Annotated in this window: 18 protein-coding genes and 1 pseudogene; 2 read left to right on the forward strand and 17 right to left on the reverse strand. The window is 65.9% G+C overall.

The features are described from left to right. Positions 1–38: 38 nt before the first annotated feature. From R5H30_RS07925 to R5H30_RS07955, 7 genes are all read right to left on the reverse strand, one after another. The gene (locus R5H30_RS07925) at positions 39–2,045 is read right to left on the reverse strand and encodes a conjugal transfer protein TraG (protein ID WP_318327626.1); all 2,007 of its coding nucleotides are present in this window, start codon (positions 2,043–2,045) and stop codon (positions 39–41) included. Between the two features lie 13 nt (positions 2,046–2,058). Then, the gene (locus R5H30_RS07930; RefSeq protein WP_318327627.1) at positions 2,059–3,810 is read right to left on the reverse strand and encodes a relaxase/mobilization nuclease domain-containing protein; all 1,752 of its coding nucleotides are present in this window, start codon (positions 3,808–3,810) and stop codon (positions 2,059–2,061) included. Positions 3,811–4,051: 241 nt separating this feature from the next. Continuing rightward, positions 4,052–4,801 (reverse strand): lytic transglycosylase domain-containing protein, encoded by a 750-nt coding sequence (locus tag R5H30_RS07935; protein ID WP_318327628.1) that lies wholly within the window; start codon positions 4,799–4,801, stop codon positions 4,052–4,054. A 3-nt stretch (positions 4,802–4,804) separates the two neighbouring features. Further along, on the reverse strand, positions 4,805–5,317 hold the full coding sequence (locus R5H30_RS07940; RefSeq protein WP_318327629.1) for a S26 family signal peptidase: 513 nt from the start codon (positions 5,315–5,317) through the stop codon (positions 4,805–4,807). Further along, the gene (locus R5H30_RS07945; protein WP_318327630.1) at positions 5,314–5,778 is read right to left on the reverse strand and encodes a DUF2840 domain-containing protein; all 465 of its coding nucleotides are present in this window, start codon (positions 5,776–5,778) and stop codon (positions 5,314–5,316) included. The genes R5H30_RS07940 and R5H30_RS07945 overlap by 4 nt, the downstream gene beginning before the upstream one ends. After that, positions 5,775–6,059 (reverse strand): helix-turn-helix transcriptional regulator, encoded by a 285-nt coding sequence (locus R5H30_RS07950; protein ID WP_318327631.1) that lies wholly within the window; start codon positions 6,057–6,059, stop codon positions 5,775–5,777. Before R5H30_RS07950 ends, R5H30_RS07945 begins: the two co-directional genes overlap by 4 nt. A 268-nt stretch (positions 6,060–6,327) precedes the next feature. After that, positions 6,328–7,236, reverse strand: coding sequence for a LysR family transcriptional regulator (locus R5H30_RS07955; RefSeq protein WP_318327632.1), 909 nt, complete (start codon positions 7,234–7,236; stop codon positions 6,328–6,330). A gap of 115 nt (positions 7,237–7,351) precedes the next feature. Between R5H30_RS07955 and R5H30_RS07960 the strand changes: the two genes are divergently transcribed. Beyond that, on the forward strand, positions 7,352–8,305 hold the full coding sequence (locus R5H30_RS07960; RefSeq protein ID WP_318327633.1) for an SDR family oxidoreductase: 954 nt from the start codon (positions 7,352–7,354) through the stop codon (positions 8,303–8,305). 194 nt (positions 8,306–8,499) lie between these two features. On the opposite strand, the gene R5H30_RS07965 is transcribed toward R5H30_RS07960, so the two are convergent. The 3 genes and pseudogenes from R5H30_RS07965 to R5H30_RS07970 all read right to left on the reverse strand — a co-directional run bounded on the left by R5H30_RS07965 (position 8,500) and on the right by R5H30_RS07970 (position 9,633). After that, on the reverse strand, positions 8,500–9,054 hold the full coding sequence (locus R5H30_RS07965) for a DUF2285 domain-containing protein (protein ID WP_318327634.1): 555 nt from the start codon (positions 9,052–9,054) through the stop codon (positions 8,500–8,502). Positions 9,055–9,067: 13 nt separating this feature from the next. Next, positions 9,068–9,337 (reverse strand): annotated as a pseudogene (locus R5H30_RS21780) (transcriptional regulator domain-containing protein); the annotation flags it as partial. A gap of 20 nt (positions 9,338–9,357) precedes the next feature. Further along, on the reverse strand, positions 9,358–9,633 hold the full coding sequence (locus tag R5H30_RS07970) for a DNA -binding domain-containing protein (RefSeq protein WP_318327635.1): 276 nt from the start codon (positions 9,631–9,633) through the stop codon (positions 9,358–9,360). 148 nt (positions 9,634–9,781) lie between these two features. On the opposite strand from R5H30_RS07970, the gene R5H30_RS07975 reads away from it, so the two are divergent. Continuing rightward, complete coding sequence (locus tag R5H30_RS07975; RefSeq protein WP_318327636.1) at positions 9,782–10,000, forward strand: helix-turn-helix domain-containing protein; 219 nt, start codon at positions 9,782–9,784, stop codon at positions 9,998–10,000. Between the two features lie 54 nt (positions 10,001–10,054). Here the strand turns inward: R5H30_RS07975 and R5H30_RS07980 are convergent, their stop codons facing one another. The 7 genes from R5H30_RS07980 to R5H30_RS08010 all read right to left on the reverse strand — a co-directional run bounded on the left by R5H30_RS07980 (position 10,055) and on the right by R5H30_RS08010 (position 17,060). Beyond that, the gene (locus tag R5H30_RS07980; RefSeq protein ID WP_318327637.1) at positions 10,055–10,384 is read right to left on the reverse strand and encodes a DUF736 domain-containing protein; all 330 of its coding nucleotides are present in this window, start codon (positions 10,382–10,384) and stop codon (positions 10,055–10,057) included. Positions 10,385–10,951: 567 nt separating this feature from the next. Continuing rightward, positions 10,952–11,419 carry a hypothetical protein gene (locus R5H30_RS07985; RefSeq protein WP_318327638.1) on the reverse strand — a complete coding sequence of 156 codons (468 nt, stop codon included), beginning with the start codon at positions 11,417–11,419 and terminating at the stop codon, positions 10,952–10,954. A gap of 124 nt (positions 11,420–11,543) precedes the next feature. Then, positions 11,544–12,473 carry a DUF2493 domain-containing protein gene (locus R5H30_RS07990; RefSeq protein ID WP_318327639.1) on the reverse strand — a complete coding sequence of 310 codons (930 nt, stop codon included), beginning with the start codon at positions 12,471–12,473 and terminating at the stop codon, positions 11,544–11,546. Positions 12,474–12,846: 373 nt separating this feature from the next. Next, on the reverse strand, positions 12,847–13,893 hold the full coding sequence (locus tag R5H30_RS07995) for a DUF7146 domain-containing protein (RefSeq protein ID WP_318327640.1): 1,047 nt from the start codon (positions 13,891–13,893) through the stop codon (positions 12,847–12,849). A 200-nt stretch (positions 13,894–14,093) separates the two neighbouring features. Beyond that, a complete protein-coding gene (locus R5H30_RS08000) occupies positions 14,094–16,148 on the reverse strand; it encodes a ParB/RepB/Spo0J family partition protein (protein ID WP_318327641.1) in 2,055 nt (684 codons plus the stop codon). A gap of 173 nt (positions 16,149–16,321) precedes the next feature. Continuing rightward, positions 16,322–16,789 carry a GNAT family N-acetyltransferase gene (locus R5H30_RS08005; RefSeq protein WP_318327642.1) on the reverse strand — a complete coding sequence of 156 codons (468 nt, stop codon included), beginning with the start codon at positions 16,787–16,789 and terminating at the stop codon, positions 16,322–16,324. A 13-nt stretch (positions 16,790–16,802) separates the two neighbouring features. Beyond that, positions 16,803–17,060, reverse strand: coding sequence for a YjhX family toxin (locus tag R5H30_RS08010; RefSeq protein ID WP_318327643.1), 258 nt, complete (start codon positions 17,058–17,060; stop codon positions 16,803–16,805). Between the last annotated feature and the right edge of the window lie 16 nt (positions 17,061–17,076).

Here is a 17,076-nt window from a genome sequence, read left to right on the forward strand (position 1 = left end):
GGTCTTTCTCACCATTCCTTCCTCCTTCCGGCCATCGCTCAGAGCTCGATCCCGTCATCGGGATCGAGCGAAGCCTGGCGCGCGACGCCGCGGAACCGGTCCTGCATTGCCCGCGCGCGCTGCGCGTCGTCGTCGGGCTCGTCGTCGAGGCCCGCGAACTCCTCCCTCACGGGCGCGGTCTCGGGCGCGATTGCCTCGTGCTCGGGCAACGCGGGCTCGCGGCGCACGCCGCCATCGCTGTCTTCGTCGCCGCCCACGCGTTTCTTCTTCGCTGGCGGCGGCGCGGCGATCGGCGGGCAGCCGCTCCAATCGTCGGTGGACTGAGCGGTGGAGCCTGGTGTCTCAGAGGAAGGTGATGGCGGCGGCGCGATAATCCGCGCCTTGAACTGTCGGTCCTCATAGTAGCGCGCCTTCTTCGCGCGGACGGGCGGCGCGCCGGAGACCAGCACGATCTCGTCGGACGACGGCAACTGCATCATCTCGCCGGGGGTGAGCAGCGGGCGCGCGGTCTCCTGCCGGGAAACCATCAAATGGCCGAGCCAAGGGCTAAGCCTGTGCCCGGCATAGTTCTTCATCGCGCGCATCTCGGTCGCCGTTCCGAGCGCGTCGGACACCCGTTTCGCGGTGCGCTCGTCATTGGTCGCGAAGGCGACGCGGACGTGGCAGTTGTCGAGGATGGCGTTGTTCTGCCCGTAGGCCTTCTCGATCTGGTTCAGCGACTGCGCGATCAGGAATGCCTTGAGGCCGTAGCCCGCCATGAACGCGAGCTGGCTCTCGAAGAAATCGAGCCGACCGAGCGCGGGGAACTCATCGAGCATGAGCAGGAGGCGGTGACGTCGGCCATTCGCTTCCAGCTCTTCGGTCAGCCTGCGGCCGATCTGATTGAGCACGAGCCTTACGAGCGGCTTGGTCCGCGAAATGTCCGAGGGCGGCACCACGAGGTAGAGCGTGACGGGTCGATCGCTCGAGACGAGATCGTCGATCCGCCAGTCACAGCGGCTCGTGACCTTCGCGACGACGGGGTCGCGGTAGAGTCCGAGGAAACTCATCGCGGTCGAGAGCACGCCGGAGCGTTCATTCTCCGACTTGTTGAGCAGCTCGCGCGCCGCCTGGGCGACCACCGGGTGCGGGCGGTCGCCCAGATGCGGCGTGCGCATCATGGCCGCGAGGGTCGCCTCGATCGGGCGTTTCGGATCGGAGAGGAAGGCCGCGACCCCGGCGAGCGTCTTGTCCGCCTCGGCGTAGAGCACGTGCAGGATCGCGCCGACGAGCAGCGAGTGGCTGGTCTTCTCCCAATGGTTTCGGCGTTCGAGCTGGCCTTCCGGATCGACCAGGATGTCGGCGACGTTCTGGACGTCGCGCACCTCGCCGTCGCCGCGGCGGACTGTCAGGAGCGGATTGTAGGCCGCGCTCGCCGGATCGGTCGGGTCGAACAGGAGGACGCGGCTGAACCGCGAGCGCCAGCCGGCGGTGAGCTGCCAGTTCTCGCCCTTGATGTCGTGGACAATGGCCGAGCCCGGCCAGGTCAGGAGCGAGGGTACGACCAGCCCGACGCCCTTGCCCGAACGCGTCGGCGCGAAGCAGAGCACGTGCTCGGGTCCGTCGTGGCGGAGATAGCGGGTCTCATATCGGCCGAGCACGACGCCGTCGTCGTCAAGCAGCCCCGCCGCCTCCACGTCCTTGCGGCTTGCCCAGCGGGCCGAGCCGTAGGTGGTCACGTCGCTCGCCTCGCGCGCGCGCAGGACAGAGAGGAAGATCGCGACGCCGATCGCGGCGATGCCGCCCGCGCCGGCGACAATCGCGCCCTCCATGAAGACGCGGGGCGCGTAGGCGTCATACCAGTACCACCAGACGAAGACGTTCCACGGGGCGTAGACCGGCAGACCGAACACTTCCGCCATCGGCTCTCCGAGCTGCGGCTGAAAACCGAGCCGGAACGCGACCCATTGCGTCGCCGCCCAGACGAAGGACAGCGCGACGCTCGTGACGATGACGACCTGGCCCCAGAGGATTTTCGTGGCGGGCGAGGTGTGGCTCTTGCTCATGGGCGGCGCTCCATCAGATGCCGAGTCCGCGCTTGCGGCCGAGCGTCCAGGCGATCCCGCCGCCGGGTGTGATGGTGCTGGAGCCGGTTTGGCCGAGATGCTTCTCGAGCTGCGGCTTCCAGGGGACGAGTTCGAAGCCCATGCCGTCGTCCAGCATGGCGAAGCGGCCCGAGGCGAGGTCGAGGCGCTGGCGGTAGATGCCCGCAACGCTTTCGCCTTCCAAGGGTTTGCGGAACGGCAGGCCGGTCTCGGCCTCGAGTTTCGCCGCGGCTTTATCGATCTCGCGGTTGCGCAGGGTCGCGATTAGGTCGCGGGCAAAGGTGACGCGCTTGCCCCGCCGGGTGGCAAGACCCTCGGCGACGAGATGGTCGGCGCGGCATTCGAGCGCGCTCCGGACCTCGGCCCCGAACCCGCCGTTCGACAGAGGCGACCGTTCCTTGGCGAGCGCCAGCCGGTCGAGCCAGGTCGCGCCGTCCGCGCCCACCTGTGCGTCGAGCGCGAAGTCGGACCGTCCGACCAGAGCGAGCCGCTGGCGACCGCCCTCCTTGGGCGACCAGCTCCGTGTCTCGACGATGCCGCCCCCCGGCGTGTCTCCCGTCGCATCGAGGTCGGCGAAGCGCACGTGATGAACGCGTCCGTCGACGCCGTCGATCACGGCGTAGGCCTCGCCCTTGAGCTCATCCTGCAGGCCGCGCTCGACGAGGCGTCCGAGGATCGGCTCGCTTGGTGCCGTCTGAATAGCGAAGTCGGAAGCCGCGCGGGTCCGGCCTCCCATCGCGCGGTGCATGGTCTTGATGATGTCGTTGCGGATGGCGAGGTCGCGCAGCGTCTCCTCCATCCCGGGCCTGAGCTGCCAGACCGACGCCGCGAGCTTTTCAGCAAGGCCGAGGCGTTCGAGCGTCTGGGCGCGCCCGATCATGCGGTTCTTGAAGTCGCGATCTTCGAGGCCGGGCGCGCCGGGACGCAGGTCGGCGACGCCGAGCGCGTCGTCCGCATAGGCGCGCAAGGCGCGGTCAAGCCCGGTCCAGCGCTCGGCCTTCACCTCCAGGTCGAGTCCTGCCGCGATCTCCTTCTCGCTGCGCGGCCCGAGTTCGAGACCGACCAGCTCTTCCGCGCGTCCGCGCACACCGCGGGAGATATAATCGCGCGAGATGACGAGGTCCTTGCCGTCGTCCGCCTTGCCGTGGACGAGGATGTGGACATGCGGGTTGTCGGTGTTCCAGTGATCGACGCCGATCCAGTCGAGCTTCGTGCCGAGGTCGCGCTCGGCCTGGACCATGAGATCGCGGGTGAAGGCGCGCAGATCCTCCATCTGCCCGGCGTCCTCGGGCGAGACAATGAACCGGAAATGGTGCCGGTCGTCCTCGCAGGAGGTGGCGAAGTCGCGCTCGTCGACCGCGTCCCGGTCGGCGGTGAACATCGCTGCGTCGCGTCCATCGCGACTGACGCCCTCGCGCTTCAGGTAGGCGATGTGCTTGGCGAGCGGCGCTGACCGGAAACGCTGACCGCGATGCCGGACGATGCGCGCCTTGACGACGACCCGTCGCCGGAGGCTCGACAGGCCGCGGGCTGTTTCGGCGAAGCGACCCCGTCCGAAGGTCGAGCGGCCAGCGCGGGACGATCCGCCGAACCTGTAGCCGGTGTGCCCCGCCTTGCGGGCAGCGCGCATGACCTGGCCGACGAAGCTCTGCGCATTGCGGCCCGAAGGCCCGCGATCGCGAACGCGGCCGGGGCGGATGCGGATGTCGTCGTCGCGCCCGCTCATAAGCTTGCCCCGGACGCCGCGGCACGGTGGAATCCACGCGAAATCAACGTATTGAAGGAAGGCACGGCACTGCGGACCATGCCGAAGTGCGTAAAATGCTGCAGTAAAACAACCACATAGCGCGCATACGTGCCGCGCCTTTTATCTCGCCCTCTCTCCGTTGTTCCACTGTCCGTCCCCCGCACTCCTTCCGAAACTGCGAGGGGGCACGCCAGCACGCGCCAGACTGCGATTGCGGTGTTCATCGCTCTGGCCTCCGTTGGACGGAGACGAAAAGAGTGTTGGCGGGAAGATTGTCTGCACCCTGAATGTCGGTCGCTTGGGTGACTGATTGCGCATCGGGTGCAGCTTCTCGGTCGATAGGAACACGCTCGGCACGAGTCGCGAAGAGCGGCGCCTCCCACCAATCGGACGGGACCGAAGCGCGCGCGGTCTGCACGTTCGCTGTAGTGGGCGCACCAATGCGTGGCGCGAGTTGAGCGACATAGGCGCGGGTTTCGCGCGCCAGCGGACGACCTGTCCGAAGGTGTTCGGCGTAGCGTCCGGGACCTGCATTGTAGGCCGCGAGGAAGCCCGGTGCGCCGAACCGGTCGTACATCGCGCGCAGGTACATCGCGCCCGCAAGGACGTTGTCGCGCACGTCGAACGGGTCGTCTCCAAGCGAGTATTGCGCGCGAAGCTCGGCCCAGGTGCCGGGCATGATCTGCATCAGGCCCATTGCGCCCTTGGAACTCACCGCGCGCCGGTTGCCCGCACTTTCTGCCCGCATGACCGCACGGATCCAGTTCTCGGGGAGACCGGATCGACGCGAGGCTGCGGCGACTGCGGCGTCGATGTCGTCCGCTCCGATTGTTCTCTCGGCGGAGAATTGGTGCTGCTCGGGCGCGACGTCCTGCGCCTTCGCGGACGGCGAACCGGCGCAGCCGGAAAGCGCGTGGAGCGCGATGACTACGGTAAAAAGGAGACGGCCGGAAGGAGCAACGAGGAGCATGGCTCAGTCCTCCCGCGTCCAGATAGGGGTCGCTTGTCCGATGATCGTGTCGACGTCGAGCGGCCCGAAATACCGCCCGTCGAGGCTCGACGAATGCTCGGCGTTGAGGAAAAAAATCTCGCCATTGCGCAACGTCCGGCAGCCCCGCCAGACGGGCAGCGGTCGGTCGAGCCGGTCGCGCTCGCGCGCCTCGGCGACGACAATGCCGTCGATCAGGATGGTGGTTCCGTGGCGGCAGACCTCGCTTTCCGGAAGCGCCGCAATGCGTTTCAGGAGCGGCGTGTCGCGGCCGAGATAGCCGCTCTCGGACAGCCAGTCGGCCAGCGGGTCGGGCGGGTGCGCGGCAACGAGATCACCGACCGTCGGATGCGCGATCGGCGTGATCGCGTAGAAGCCGATTGGCACGCTTGCCGACGCGTTCCAGATGACCAGCGGATCGCTGCGAACGGCGGCGGAGGCGCCGATCAGCGCCAGCGCTGCACCGGTCGCGACGAGCGTTTTGCGCGCGCGGATCATGCGGTCACTGCGCGGCGCTTGAGCCATGCGTCATGCCGCAGCTCGGTATAGGCGCGCGGGTCGAGACCGGTGGTCAGCCGGTTGTGGACGTGCCGCCAATGATCGGGACAGACACCCTCCGGCGCGAGCCCGAGCGCCTCGATCTGGTCGATAGCGAGGAGCGCGGCTTCGACCTTCGGCCAGCCCGAGAGGCGGAGCAGCATCTCGCCGCCGGGGGTAATATGGGGGACGGTCGAGCAGCGCTCGCCGGGAAGAACGGCGCGCAGGATGTCGATCCTGCTTTCGACTGTTCCGTAGTCGTTCGAGGCCCAGCGGACGAAGGCGAAGATCGCGCCCGGATCGAAGCCGACGGTGCTTTCGCTGCGGCTATGCAGCGTCTCCTGGACGATGCGGCCGAAGCGGATCCAGCGCTCGGTACGGCCTTCGATCCACTTGAGATCGACTGTTGTGCGGCCGCTCATGCTCCGCTCTTCTTCGCGTAGGCCGGCGAGATCGCCGCGTGCCGTTTGGCGGGAAGCACGGTGTCGCCGGTGTCGTCGGAGGTTGACGACTTCTCGCCCCGGCCGACCCAGGCCTGAAGGTCGTCGACCGCATAGACGACGCGCCCGCCGATTTTTGAATACTTCGGGCCGGTGCCGTAGGTGCGGTGTTTTTCGAGCGTTCGGCCGGACAGGCCGAGAAAGCGTGCGGCTTCGGGCGTTCTGAGGTAGCGCGGCGGAAGGCCGGCGTTGGGGTCTGGCATGGGTAGCGCCTCCGGTGTCTGCGCCGCGCCGCGGGAGGCGGCGGGCTGTCGGAGGTCACTGAAGCGGAGAAGGTGGCCCGGGAGGGATGACGATCAGCGCGGGCCAAAAACGTCACCCCATTGTTCATGCTTGAGATCGTGATGTGAAAGCTTTTTAAGTGCAGTGGAGGGCCATCAGTTGTTGATTGCAGACGCTAAGGATTGCTGCAGCGAGCCCTTCTTTCAGCTTTTCTGCACAGCGGCGAAGGATGGCTATCGGGATTCTCTGCTAGATCGTTGACCTACGCAGTTCGGCGACCGCGAAGTCGATGAACACGCGCAGTTTGAGCATGATCTGCGTGCGCCCCGGATAGTAGATGTGGAAGCCCGGTATGTCGGGCAGGTGGTCTTTCAGAACCGCTACCAACTCACCTCGGTCAAGATACGGCTGAACAATCGGACCAACCTCGTAGGCAAGTCCAAGCCCTGCGCGGGCCGCATGCATCTTGGCATTTGGATCGTTCACGGTAACACTGCCCGTCACCGGCACGTGTCGATCCACACCTGCTTCCAAAAAGCGCCAATGATAGATTGTTTTTTGAGTCGGGCGGCGAAAGTTGATGCACCGATGCTGGGCAAGGTCATCCGGTGTTCGCGGTGTACCATGTACGGCCAAGTATTCAGGAGAAGCGCAGACCACCATCCGGGAAGGCGGTGTCAGCGCACGGGCGATCATGTCGGGCGCTACCAACTGACCCAGCCTGATCCCCGCGTCGAACCCGTCGCGTACGATGTCGGCAAGCCCATCGTCCAGAAAGACCTCAACCTCCACGTCCGGAAACGCCTCAAGAAAAGCTGGCAGGATCGGCTCAAAAATGACCGGGTAGGCGATGCGCGGGGCGTTGATACGCAAAAGCCCCGAGGGCCGCTCTCCGAACTCCCGGATTGAGGCGAGCGTATCGCTGACCTCGGCCATTGCCGGCCGAACGCGTTCGACAAAGATCTGACCGGCTTGTGTCAGCCCCACACTGCGTGTCGTGCGTGTCAGAAGCGGGACGCCGATACGCTCCTCAAGTAGTTTGACGGATTGGCTGATCGCAGACGGCGTGACGCCAAGCGCACTGGCTGCCGCACGAAAGCTGCCCTGCTCGATCACCGCCAAAAGCGGGAGCACACCATCCAGATCGGTTCGTTTCATTCATTAGCTCTACTTAATAGGTTATCAAACAGATAGCGGATTATCGAACAAAGACAACGGCTCCATATTCAGATCAGACGCAACGGGCAGACGCCCAAACCCAAGGAGAGACACCATGACTGATCAAATTGACACCACCCGCCGCAGTTTTCTGACCTCCGGCATCGCAGGGGCCGCTGCCGCAGGCGCAGGGCTTGCCGCAGCTACGGGCGCTTTCGCCCAGAGCGCCCCGACCGGATCGCTTAACGGCAAGGTTGCCCTGGTGACCGGCGCCGCCCGTGGCATCGGACGCAGCATCGCGGAAGAATACGCCCGCCATGGTGCATCCGTCGTGATGCTGGACATCGCCGACCCGTCTGCCGTGCCACCGGTCGAAGGCTTCCGCATCGCTAACAGCGCCGAGTTCGATGAAGCCTTTGAAGCGGTGCGTGCAATCAACCCCAACACGGCACAAGTTCGAGGCGACGTGCGCAGCGAGGACGACATGGACGGAGCAGTTGCGCAAGCAATCTCGCAGTTCGGTGGTCTCGATATCGCCGTGGCCAACGCTGGATACGTCCGCTGGCACGCTTTTGCAGACGGGCGGGAACTGGACTGGAAAAGTGTGCTTGACGTCAATGTTTGGGGCGTTGCCAACACCTTCCGCTCGGCAACCCCGGCCCTGCGCCAGCGGGGTGGCGGACGACTGATCTCGATCAGCTCCATCGGGGGCCGGCAAGGCGTTCCGGGCAATGGGGCCTATACTTCCAGCAAGTGGGCCGTGATCGGCTTGACCAAGCAGGCCGCCATCGAGCTTGGGCCGGACAACATCACCGCGAACGCGATTGCGCCGGGTCCGGTAGACACACCGATGTATCGTTCGGAAGGCCAGATCGCGTCCATGGGCCTCAGTACGGCAGCCGAGCAGGATGCGGCGCTCAACCCGATGCTGCCTGTAGGCGACCGGCCCGCACTCGCCCCGGTCGACATCGCGAATGCGGCGGTGTTCCTTGCGGGCGATGCCGGGGCGTCGATCTCTGGAGTGTCGCTGGACGTGGCACTTGGCTACAACGCCTTTTACACATCTTAACCGCGCGCCAATGGAACGATAAGAGCCGACCCTGGAAACAGGGTCGGCTAACTCGCACCCAGTCACGCCAGAAGCTCGTCCTAAGAAGCAGACGTCTGTGCGCGAATGCCGAAATTCCGGAAAGTCCCGCAAAGCCGACTCGGCGTGGGCAGATGTCCAAGTCTGCTTTCGGTTTCTGTGGAGCGGTCCCATGTCTATCGCACCTGACCGCGCAGTAGCCGGCGATAACCGCGATCGACCAACATTCGGCCATGGACGGTCAGTCGCGCGACCTGAGCCTTGAGCGAACTCGTCTTCCATGGCTCGTCTGCGACGCGGCGAGCGCCAAACAGCACGGTCGCCATCGCACGATAGGAGGCGCCGCTTTCGCGAGCATCGACGCAGCGCAAGGCGCGTTTCAGCCGTTCACGCCTCTGGCGGGTAAGCGGCGGATCGGCCGTACGCTCGATCAGCTCGGATCGAAGTCGCTCGGCAGCCGCGATACGGATCGGCCAGTCGTCATCGAACGGGATGAGGACGCCGATCTGGGTAGCGCTTGCGTCATCAAGTTGGCCTACAAGCGCGGAGCCGCTGCGCAGGCGGAGCCGGCTCAGTCCGTTGTCTTCGGCTTCCCCGTCCGGCTCGAATTGCGCCACTGTCGTTGAACCGATGCCGAGCGGCGGGAGCGGAGCTATCAGGCTGACGACGGCGGGGGCGTCGGCGGCGTTCCAGAAAACCGGGGCTTCGGGCGCCGCGAGATCTGGGTCCACCGCGAAATCGCAACCCCCAGTCTGCGGCCCCGCCGCCTTCGGCTTGCATTCGTCGGTAGGCCGAGCGGTAGCCGATGTTGCGCCTCAAGCATTCCCATGCCAGCCCGGATAGCCCGAGGGTGTCGAAGTGGTCGTAGGCTCGATCATCACGCCAATTGCCTGGCATGGCCGATCTCCTCGCATCTGAGTGATCAACTCCAAATGCCCCCGCTTGTTGAGTTTTCGGCCTGAGGTTGTCCTTGCCTAGTGCCCGGCGGGGCATAAGGCGATGCGCGGCGCGCATCACGGCGTCGGCGTGAAGAGTTAAGACAGACCTCTCACGAGCATGTCCCGGTAACCGTGCTCGGTCATCCAGCGGGCGCGTTCGAGGTGGCTGGCATGCACGCGCCGCGCGCGCTCCGGCTCGCTAACGGCATCAATTCCCAACAGGATTCTGGCAACTTCGACGAGCGGCGCGTTCTCCCGGTCTGCATCGAGAAGGCGGGCATAGAGCTTCAGATGTGCGTGGTCGTAGTCTGTCACGGACTGTTCGGACGGCGCTTCATCGGCTTCAGGCATGGTCGCAAATCTATTCTTCATGCCCCCTCCCGTCGGCGCGAATCCGCCGCTTGAATAGAGCCCAGAAACCGGATTTCCGATAGTCCCATTGGGTCTGGCTTAGTCGAGCTGCTCATGCGCGTATCATAATGCGTCGCACCAAAATACGCGATAGGCGATTTGCTGACGGATGGATATCCGTCACACGTTTGGCAGCAATCTCAAGCACTACCGGATGAAAGCGGGCCTCAGTCAGGCCGCGCTCGCTGCTCAGATGGGTGTGGACCGGGCGCATGTCAGCGCAATGGAAAGGGGCCAACAGAACGTCACGATCGTGACGCTCTGGCACGTCGCGGTGGCGCTAGACATCAAGCCTGCGGCGATGCTTGAGGAAAGGGCCTCGGAATGAGAAACGCAAGAACGCCCCGCCCGGGTGTCCGGGCGGGGCGCTTCGCTGGCGAGCTCAGTCGCCGTTCTGGCGGCGGGCGCGCGACCAGATGAGGCTGTAGCTCTCTTCGCCCTCGACGACGGTGTCGTCGAAGAGGTTGGCGTAGATCGGCTGGGTGAAGCTCGGGTCGTCGAGCTTGAGGCTCAGATAGTCGCGGCCCTCGTTCGAGGTCTTTGACCAGGCGGCGCCGATCTCGGCGCGGCCGACGAAGACGCGGTGGCTCGGGGCGTTGGCGTTGCCGCCCTCCTCGGGGACGATGCGGACGTTCTTCGCCTGCACGCTCAGGGTGACGATCTCGCCGACGAATTCGTTGCCGGTCTTCTTGAAGGTTCCGATGGTGGCCATGTCAGTTCTCCTTAGGGTTCTCGATCCCGCGCCCATCGCGGCCTCGATGGCGATCGCAGAGGTCGGGGGCGATCCGCCGACGCAGCCATTCATGGCCCGCAGCGCAGCGGAGGACGGCGGGGATGGTCTTTCTTGCCTCGCGAGGAATGGCCCTCGGCCAGGGGAAGAAAGTCCAGACCCGCCGTTGCGGCCAAGGCGGTCGAGGCGTGAGCCGGCCCCGGCCAGATCAGCCCATTGAGAGGCCGTGTGGGATGCGGGTGACGGGCACATGGGAGAAGACCTGAGCCCCACCGATGGATACCGGCAAGATCCCGGCAGCACGCGTCGCGCGAAGACAGGCCCCGGCGTGCAGACGGGCGAAGACGTATCGGCGCGTCAGGAGGGCGTCATACAGAAATGGCTGCCCTGACCGGTGGTACTTCGTGCCGCTTCAACGGAGTCGGCTTTTCAGCGTCCTTCCTCGAACGGCTATCCGTGGCGTAGACGCAAGCGCCGTTCCGGCCTTTCCTCCCGGCCAGATTCAATGTGGATCACGATTGAAATACGACCAGAGGGTTTGAGATGCTCTCATCCGTCGTTTGCTGCGCGCCCAATTCTGAATGCCTGCGATGTCGCCGGCGCGTCCTCGTCCGGCCCGGCGAGGGATGCGATGCGCGCCCAGGCCGTGGCGCCGACGACTAAGGCGCCGATCCAGGCGAAGATCAGCGTCAAGGTCTCGTCGGCGCCGCCGATCTCGGAGAGGCCCTTGATGGCGTGGTAGCCGGCGATGCCCGCAGGCGCGGCGAAGAGCGCGCCGATGGCGAGCCTGGCGGGAACGGACTTTATCGTCGCGAACGCGACCTGGCCTGCGACGAGCGTCGCGCCGCCTGCGAGGAAGGCGGAGACGAATGCGGCAATCAGCCCCGCTTCGCTGTCGTAGACATGCATGCCGACGGTGATGGCGACGAAGAACGGGAGCGCGTAGACGGCGAGCGCGAAGAGCACATAGACCATGAAGCCGAGGCCGAGGACGCTCAAGATGGCGGATACGAACATGGGCGGTCTCCTTCAGAGAGGTGCGCCTCCACCACCGCCACGGCGCGAATGAAGTATAGCGCAAGTGATCGCGCGCCGGAATGTTCCGGCGCGCGCACGGGTGATGCGCAAGAGGCATCACGGATCACGGTTTGCCCGCCTTCCCGGTTCGGAAGTCGTAGAGCGGCACGCCCATCCGCTTCGCCTTGTCGGCGAGATTGTCGGTGATGCCCGAACCGGGGAAGACAATGAGGCCGATCGGCAGGGTGTCGAGCAGCTGGTCGTTGCGCTTGAACGGGGCGGCCTTGCCGTGGCGCGTCCAGTCGGGCTTGAAGACGATCTGCGGGCATTTGCGATTATCGGCCCAGCAGGCGGCGATCTTCTCGGCGCCCTTGGGCGATCCGCCATGCAGCAGCACCATGTCGGCGTGCTTGGCATGCACCTTGTCGAGCGCGGCCCAGACGGCTTTGTGGTCGGCGAAGTCGGTGCCGCCGGTTAGCGCGATCTTGGTGCCGGTCGGCAAGAGCGGTTCGAGCTCGGTCTTGCGCTTGGCGGCGACGAAGTCGCGGCTGTCGATCAGCGAAGCGGTCATGTTGCGCCGGTTCGTGTGCGAGCCGGAATGTGGATGCCAGGCGTTGCCCAGGTGCGCCTCGAAGAGGTCGGCGGCAAGATCACGCATGCCCTCGTAAGCGTTGCGCCGTTCGATCAGTGTGATCCCTTGCGCAGTCAGTTCCTCGAGTTCGACCGAGCGGACCTCGGAGCCGTCCTGCTCGCGCTGCGAGCGCTTCTGCGCCTGCTCGTTGGTGTCGAGTTCACGGTCTACGCGTGCCGCCATGCGGTGGAAGACGTTGGTGGTCGACCAGAGCAGGTCTTCGAGATCGGGTTCGAGCCGCGTGTCGCTCAGGCTGGCGATCAGCGCGTCGAAGATGTCGGCGATTGCGCCCTGCAGGGCGTCGGCCTCAGGCAGCGGTCGCGGGTCCGGCTCGCCGGCGAACGGGCGGTAGCCGTAGAGCTGTAGCTCGTCGAGGACGATGGCGGTCGAGGAGCGGTGCGTGGTGTCGGCGTGTTCGGTCATGGCAGGTCGTCTCCGGCTCAAGGGACCCGCGCCTCTCGCGGGCCTTCCCGGGCGATGGGAAAGCGGGGGCCGTCCGGGCCTGCATTCTCAGGGGTCCCCATCGTGCTCGCGCGATGGGGTGGAACCGGAGCGCAGCGGAGGACGGCGGAGGCGGCGCCGTTTTGCCTCGCGATGCAAAGCCGGTCGCAATCCATGGCTCTTGGTCCTGCGCGGAACGCGCGGGTGGCCCGGCGGCGGAAAACGGTGTCGCCGTAGCCGTTGCCGGACCGGGCGGTCTCCGCTCCGTCTCGCCCCTCTCGGAAGGCCCTGAGGCGCGGCTCTGATGTCCGGAGACGTGCCCGTGTCGGATACGCCGGCGCCATCCGTGCTTCGATCAGGCGGCGGAGGATGCCAACAGGCGTTCCACGTCCTGAGGCGCGAGCTGGGGCCTCAGATGCGCCCGGAGATCGTGGAGGCCGAAGGCGCGCAGATCCGCGTTGGCGTCCTCGAGCCGGAACGCAAGCGGCACGGTCTCGATGCCACTGGAGCGCGCGCGGTCGGCGAGCGTGTCTGCCGCGAAGCGGCCCGCTTTGTCGGAGTCGACGGCGATGTAGAGGCGTTCAATGCCGTCCGGCAGGTCGAGTGCGGCGAGGTGGTTGGCGGACAGCGCGGCGATCACTGGCAGGTCTGGCAGCGCCATCCGCAGCGACAGCATCGTCTCCAGACCTTCGCCGGCTGCGACCAGATCGGTCGCCTTACCGATGCGAACGCCGTGGCCGAGCAGGTTGCCCATCGCCTTGCGGTTGGGGTCGAGCGGCGCCTTGCCTGCGGTCGTGGGGTCGAGCCAGGTCCGGTGCAATCCGGTCAGGTTGCCGCCCGTGTCGGTGACCTTCGCGAGCAGCGCGGGCCATGCCTCTGGCTGCGTGTCGTCAGGCTCGTGCTCGCGCCAGTAATAGCAGTGCGGATGGAAGCGCAGCGCGCTGGTATTCCGCATGCCGACGATGCCACGGCTAGCGAGATAGCCTTCCGCGAGCGTGCCCGCGATCGGCTGGGCCATCGCCCACAGTCGGCGCGCAGCTTCCGGCGAGCCAGTCGGCGCATTGGGCTGCGGTGCGCGCGGCGGCGGGTCAGGTCGCGGCAGGCTGAGAAAGCGTCGGGCCTCGTCCAGCGCCTCCCCGAGCGAGGAGAGCCGCAGGTTCGCCGAGATGAGATCGAGCAGGTCGCCATGCTCGCCGGTGGCGGCGTCGGTCCATTTGCCCGCCGCGCCCTTTCCGGAAATGGGGCCGGTGAGCAGCACATAGAGGCTGCGCCCGGGCGAGTTCTCGGCATTGCCGACGATCCAGTAGCGGCCCTGCTTCCGCCCGTTCGAAAGGTAATGGCGGCAGATTGCCTCGGCCTCGTGGGACAGGCGCTGTGCGATCTCCGATGCTGTGCTTTCCATGATGAACTCCGTTCTGCATGCAGCAAAAAAGGGCCTGCCGCGTCCGACAGGCCCCAGGTCGAGGGAGTGGGGGGGGGAAGTCTCCCTCGGTTGGTGGTCGCTTGCCCGTGGGTGGCGAAGGCGGCGACGGTCGGATCATCGCATCCATGATGCTGGATCGACCATCGACCATGCGCCGCCCTTGGCCTGCCTCTGCGCGATCACTCCGCGGCTTCGAGAACCTCGGGATCGTCTTCGCGTTCCTCGACGGGTTCCGGATCGCCGTCGCCCTCGTCGACGATCTCGAACTCCGGCTCGTCGACCGGTTTGGTCAAAGGCGGCGTGCGCAATGGTACCGGCAGCCAGTCAGAGCCCGCGAGCACTTCCTCCGCGGCCTCGACCATCTCGGGCTTCTTGAGCCCGGCGATGCGGTCGGCGTCCTTGGCCCCCTTGGCCTCGCGCACGGCGGTGAGGATCTGCGCCTTGGTCACGCGGCCGAGATAGCTGGCCGCCGTCGGCGCCCAACCCGCCTTCGCCATATCGAGGCCGAGCGTCGCTGCCAGGATGTCCGCATGGGCGATCTGGCGCGGCTTGCGGTAGTGCGGCTCCTGCACCGCGTTGACCGTCATCGCGACGCAATGGGCGAAGAGCGCGTCGCGACTGTCGCCGTCCCACTCGGTCAGGGCGTCCCAGAGCGCTTCCGGGTCCTTTGGCAGGTTCGCGGCCCAGGTCTCGTGGCGCTGGTCGATCGCCTGGGCATAGGCGGTGTCGCCAAGCCCTTCCGCCTGCGCGCCGAAATGCGTGACCTTCGGCGTGATCTCGACGCAGCTGTCCTGGCCGTAATGGTAGAAGAGCGACAGGACCATCGCGTGGAGACAGGCCAGTCTCGCCAGTTCGGGATCGCCCGCCAGCGCGTTGCGCAGGGCCATCGTGCGGTGGACGGTCAGGTCGCAGACGAGCCTGTCGGAGAGCGGCTTGGTGCCGTCATCGTCATCATCCGCGTCCGGATCGATACCCTGCGTCACGTCCACATCGGTTTGCGTGTCGTCCGCATCCGGGTCGGTGGCGATGGCGTCCACGGCGTCGTCCGTCTCCGCGACCGGTTCGTCCTCGGGCCGGACATAGCCGCGTTCGACTCGCAGGCCGCCGGAGCCATCGATGCTGACGAACGCGCCCGCGATGGCGTAGTCCTCCGCCTCGAACCGGATCGGCCGGTCCTGCAGCGCTTCCATCGCCGTCTCGATCTCACCCAGCCGGGCATCGACCTCCTCTGGAAGCTCGTCCACCTCGGCATAATCATCCTCAAGCGACTCGTACTCGGCCTTGAGTGCGGTGTAGGTCGCATCCTCTTCGTCGCTCATCGGCTCGGCCTCGCCGCGGATGCGCCGGAGGTCGTAGGTGTGACCGTAGGGGAAGTCGGTGCCGACCTCGATCCACTTCCAACCCTCGGCGCGGATGGCCTCGGCTTCCTCGTTGAGCTTCTCGGTGACCATGGTCTCGAGCAGGGCCGCGTCCTGCAGCCAGCCGCCATCGTCGGTCTGGAACAGGTCGCGCAGCACCTCGCCGCCCGCCTCCACATAGTTGTCGAGACCCACGAACTGCGCCCGCCGGTCGGAGGCGCGCACGGCGCCTTCGGTCAGCATGCGGCGGATTTCGTAGGGCTGCTTCGAATAGTGGCGCTTGAGCGCCTCCCAGACCTGTTCCTGGCGTTCGTGGTCGGGATTGACGGTGAACGCCATGAGCTGGTCGAGGGTCATCTCTTCCTCGGCGTAGGCGTCGAGCAGCGAGGGCGCGACCGCGGCGAGCTTCAGGCGCTGCTTGACGACGCTGGCCGAGACGAAGAACGCCGCGGCGATCTCCTCCTCCGACTTGCCCTTCTCGCGCATCGCCTGGAAGGCGCGGAACTGATCGAGCGGATGCAGCGGCGCGCGCTGGACGTTCTCCGCAAGGCTGTCCTCCTCGGCCAGCCCCTCGGTGCGCACGATGCAGGGCACCGGCGCGGTCTTGTTCAACCGCCGCTGCTTCACGAGGAGTTCGAGGGCGCGGTAGCGGCGCCCGCCCGCCGGGATCTCGAACATGCCGGTCTCCGCGCCATTCTCGTCGACCACGGGCCGGACGGTGAGGCTCGCGAGCAGCGTGCGCCGGGCGATGTCCTCGGCGAGCTCCTCAATCGAGACACCGGCCTTGATCTGCCGGACGTTCGACTGACTGAGCACCAGCTGGTTGAAGGGGATGTCGCGCGAGGCGCTGAGGGTGATCTTCTGTGACTTCGTCATCGGACTTCTCCGCGACGGGCGGCCAAGAGACACTCTCTCGGGCCTCCAAACCCGTCACGAAAAACCCGGCCCACCTCTTCCTCTCGAAAGAGATGGACCGACGTTTCCGGCAGTGAACCGGGATGCAGGAAACTGCCGGCCCGGTGCGGGACCGGGCCGGCAGCTTTGTCGCGTCAGGCAAGCGCTTTCCGGAACACGACCTTGTCGTCTCCGGCATCCCAGAAGTCACGGATACGCGCTTCCTTTTCATAGCCGCACCTCACATAGAACTGGCGCGTGAGAGCGAAGGCTTCGGTTCCCGAAGTGTCGGCGATCAGCACGCGAACGCCTTGGGACCGGAGATCGTCTTCCAGGCTCTTCACGAGCGCGCCGCCAACGCCGTCACCCTGATGTTCGGGCAGCACAGCAAGCGCCAGCATGTTCCAGGTGCCATTCGTCAGCGCTTCGGGCACGGCGAAGCAGAGCCCGACGGCCTTGTCGTCAAGGAGGGCGGTGAGCCAAACGGCCTCCCCATCGCCGCCAAGAAACGGAGACAGCATCTCCGGCAGCATGTCGCCGGGGAAGAGCTCGGTTTCGTTGACGACGGCCCTGAGCGCCGGAATGTCGTCCGAGGTGGTCGGTTTGATTAGAATGTCTTTCATCGGTTCGATGTCCTTATCGATTATCGAGTTGAGCGCGAACGCAAAGGAGGCCGGACCGCGTGACGCGGTAGGGCTGGCCGTTCTTTGAGTGGATGAAACGCCGTTTCTTGAGGCGCTCGAAAACCTGCATCGTGCAGTCGGACAGCACGTGGCCGTCGCTCGTGAAGCAGGTGATGTCGCGAATCTTGCCGTTCTCCGCGCGTTGGTAGGCGATGCCGCCACCTTGCGAGAGGACATGCAAGACACGCTGTTCGTGTCTTGAAATGTTCATTGGTTAGTCTACGAGA

Origin of the sequence: Roseobacter sp. FCG-D35, from assembly GCF_033436665.1 — a bacterium.
Lineage (GTDB): Bacteria > Pseudomonadota > Alphaproteobacteria > Rhodobacterales > Rhodobacteraceae > JAWQFO01.